General features: G+C 61.2%; 3 protein-coding genes. 1 reads left to right on the top strand and 2 read right to left on the bottom strand.

The features are described 5' to 3' along the window. The first annotated feature begins 311 nt into the window (after positions 1-311). On the top strand, positions 312-1,079 hold the full coding sequence (gene budC / locus PYV55_RS16080) for a meso-2,3-butanediol dehydrogenase (protein ID WP_275853251.1): 768 nt from the start codon (positions 312-314) through the stop codon (positions 1,077-1,079). A gap of 215 nt (positions 1,080-1,294) precedes the next feature. Here budC and PYV55_RS16075 read toward each other — a convergent pair whose 3' ends face one another. Both PYV55_RS16075 and PYV55_RS16070 read right to left on the bottom strand, forming a co-directional pair. Continuing rightward, complete coding sequence (locus PYV55_RS16075) at positions 1,295-2,275, bottom strand: NADPH:quinone reductase (RefSeq protein ID WP_275853248.1); 981 nt, start codon at positions 2,273-2,275, stop codon at positions 1,295-1,297. A gap of 166 nt (positions 2,276-2,441) precedes the next feature. Further along, positions 2,442-2,919, bottom strand: a 478-nt coding sequence (locus PYV55_RS16070) for an integrase core domain-containing protein (RefSeq protein ID WP_275853246.1), incomplete at its 5' end; no start/stop codon positions are given.

Genomic DNA, 2,919 nt, shown 5'->3' with positions numbered 1-2,919 from the left:
GCATGAACCCCCGATCTGTGCCCGATCTGTGCCCAAAGCGGCGCTTGCGTGGCCGCTTCCTACCCGCCAGACTCGCCAAAAAGGGCGGTTGAACTTCCTATACCCTCCAGCTTGACAGTTGGGGGGAGGACTTGATATGCTCAACGAGCATGAAAACTCCAGGAAGATAATTCAGGGAGTCGCCATGGAGGCAAGCCCCGGGTCCTTTGCCATGAGACCTTTGCCATGAGACCCGGGACTTGCCTCCCTTTTTAATGAACATTGGCTATCAGACCATGACATCAGAGCAGGGTCTGCAAGGGGAGGTTGGGATGCAAAGCTTTATGAGGTTCGAAAACAAGGTTGTCGTCATTACTGGTGCCGGTAGCGGGATTGGCGCTGCCGCAGCACGTCGCTTTGCATCGGAAGGGGCGATCGTCGTCCTGGCCGACTGGGACAAGACGGCCGCCGAAAAAGTGGCTTCCTCCCTGCCGGAGAAGCGGACACTGGTCATCGGTGTTGATGTCTCTGACGTGACATCGGTCAAAGCGATGTTCAACCACGTCGTAGAACAGTTCGGTAGAATCGATGTACTGATCAACAATGCCGGCGTGCATGCGGCCGGCAGCGTCCTCGACTCCGGCCTGGACGAGTGGGAACGGATCTCCGCCATCGATATAGATGGTGTTGTGTACTGTTCAAAATTCGCTCTTCCACACCTACTGAAGAGCAAAGGCTGTATCGTGAACACAGCTTCTGTATCGGGTCTCGGTGGCGACTGGGGAGCCGCATATTACTGCGCCGCAAAAGGTGCCGTATCCAATTTGACACGTGCCATGGCGCTCGACCATGGCGGAGACGGCGTGCGAGTCAATGCCGTGTGCCCAAGCCTGGTAAAGACCAACATGACCGCTGACTTCCCGGAAGAGGTCAACCAGAAATTCAATGAACGTATCGCGCTGGGTCGGGCTGCAGAGCCGGAAGAGGTCGCTGCGGTCATGGCATTCCTCGCCAGCGAAGATGCCAGTTTTGTCAATGGGGTCAATCTTCCCGTAGACGGTGGAGCAACCGCCTCGGACGGTCAGCCTAAAATCGCCTGATCCGCTTGACGACATAAAAGCCGGCGCATGCCCTGATCCCGCGGCGGACGCGCTTTTCCGACCTGGCGGCGGCCCTGCGCCACCGGTCTGCCTTGTCCGGTGGCAGCCGGCTACAGGGCAGTCTGAATTGCCTTGACCGCCATCAGGCCCACGATCAGGCCCACGATCAGGCCCGCCATCAGGCGGGTTGGGCCGGGCTACCCAGCAGACACGCCCTAGTCGCGCATGTCGATGAGAACCTTGCCCAGCACGTTGGCCTCGACAGCCTCATGCGCCTCTGCAATCTGGTCGAGAGCAAAAACGTTTACCGGTAGGGGGGTCAGAGCGCCGCCTGCCATGGCAGCAGTGAGGTTGCGAGCGGCCTCGATCATCTCTTGGCGAGGCTCGGTGTAGAGGAGGAGGAAGCGGAGGGATATGCAGGTGGTCAGGCATTGGCGCAGGTCTACGGTCAATTTGCGGCCATCGTTTGTGTACGAAACGATGTGTGCCCCGGCTTTGACAACTGCGAAGTCCATATCCCAGTTGTCCAGCAGCGCCACTTCGACGACGCGGTCGATGCCTCGACTGAAGCCCTTGATGCGATCGACGACGTCGGCTTCCCGGTAGTTCACCACGAGGTCCGCCCCCGCTTGTCGAGCGAGTTCGGCCTTCTCGTCGTTGCTCACAGTCGTGACAACACGCGCTCCGGCCCACTTGGCGAGTTCGATGCCGTAGTGTCCTACAGCCCCCGCGCCGCCGGCCACCAAAACGTCCAGACCGTTGACTGGTCCGTCCGGGAACAAGCACAGATGGGCCGTGATCGCCGGAATGCCCAAGCAGGCGCCGAGTTCGTCTGAAGCCTGGTCGGGCAGAGGAACCGCTTGGTCGGCCTTTACGACGCAGTATTCCGCAGCAGTGCCCCAGCGGTTTCGATATGCCGTTAGCCAGAGCCAGACGCGTTGGCCGAGCCGCTCCGGATCGACCCCGACGCCAACGGCGTCGATTTGGCCTGCACCATCCATGTGTGGGACCTGGAAACCGTCGATGGGGCGGGGAGTGAAGCCGCTCCGAGCCTTCACATCACTGGGATTGATCGCCGACAGGGCGATCTTCACTCGGACCTCGCCGGGCCCAGGCTCTGGGACCTCCAACTTGTGCACGGTCAGCACCTCTCGTGCCGCACCGATGCGGTCATAACTGGCTGCGTTCATCAACATCGAATGACTCCTTGGTAGGTCGAGTGTTTTGTAGGGATGAGGCGTTGTTCGGGTTTTGGGCGAGGCCGCGGGAGGCGCCTGGAGGGGAGCCTGTCAGAGCCTGCGCGCCGGTTGCGGGGCCGTTCCTTCTGGCGGGACTGCTGCACGGATAGGTGACAGTCGGTAGTCACGCAGCCTGATCGGCTGGTGTGGTCATTGTAGTCTCGTATTCGATGGGCGTCAATCGGCCGAGGCGGTCCTGTCGTCGTCGGCGGTGGTAGGTCCTCTCGATCCAGGTGACGATCGCGATCCGTAGCTGTTCGCGGGTGTCCCATCGGCGTTGGTTGAGGACGTTCTTCTGCAGGAGCGCGAAGAAGGATTCCATCGCGGCGTTGTCACCGCAGGCGCCGACACGTCCCATGGACCCGACGAGCTGATGGTGCCCGAGGCGGTGGACGAATCTTCGGCTTCGAAATCCCGCCTGCCGCAGATTTCTGCGGCCCGTGCGCTGGACTACGCAGCTTGAAAACGGGTCGCGATTCTGATGAGCAGCCCGCAGCTCGTGCCGCGCTTCGCCGCGACCGTGTCGCAGCTGCAGGATGCCGTGGCGCACGCAACGTCGCCGGCAGCGCATCTGCCCACGGCTCGCTATGCGCCTCACCGTC

The organism is Extensimonas soli (assembly GCF_029211265.1).
Classification (GTDB): domain Bacteria; phylum Pseudomonadota; class Gammaproteobacteria; order Burkholderiales; family Burkholderiaceae_C; genus Extensimonas; species Extensimonas soli.
This window is presented reverse-complemented; position numbering and strand designations above follow the sequence as displayed.

Bases quoted from the DNA above. Each gene is read 5' to 3' on its own strand.
- PYV55_RS16075 (WP_275853248.1), bottom strand. From the start codon at position 2,275: ATGTTGATGAACGCAGCCAGTTATGACCGCATCGGTGCGGCACGAGAG.
- budC (WP_275853251.1), top strand. From the start codon at position 312: ATGCAAAGCTTTATGAGGTTCGAAAACAAGGTTGTCGTCATTACTGGT.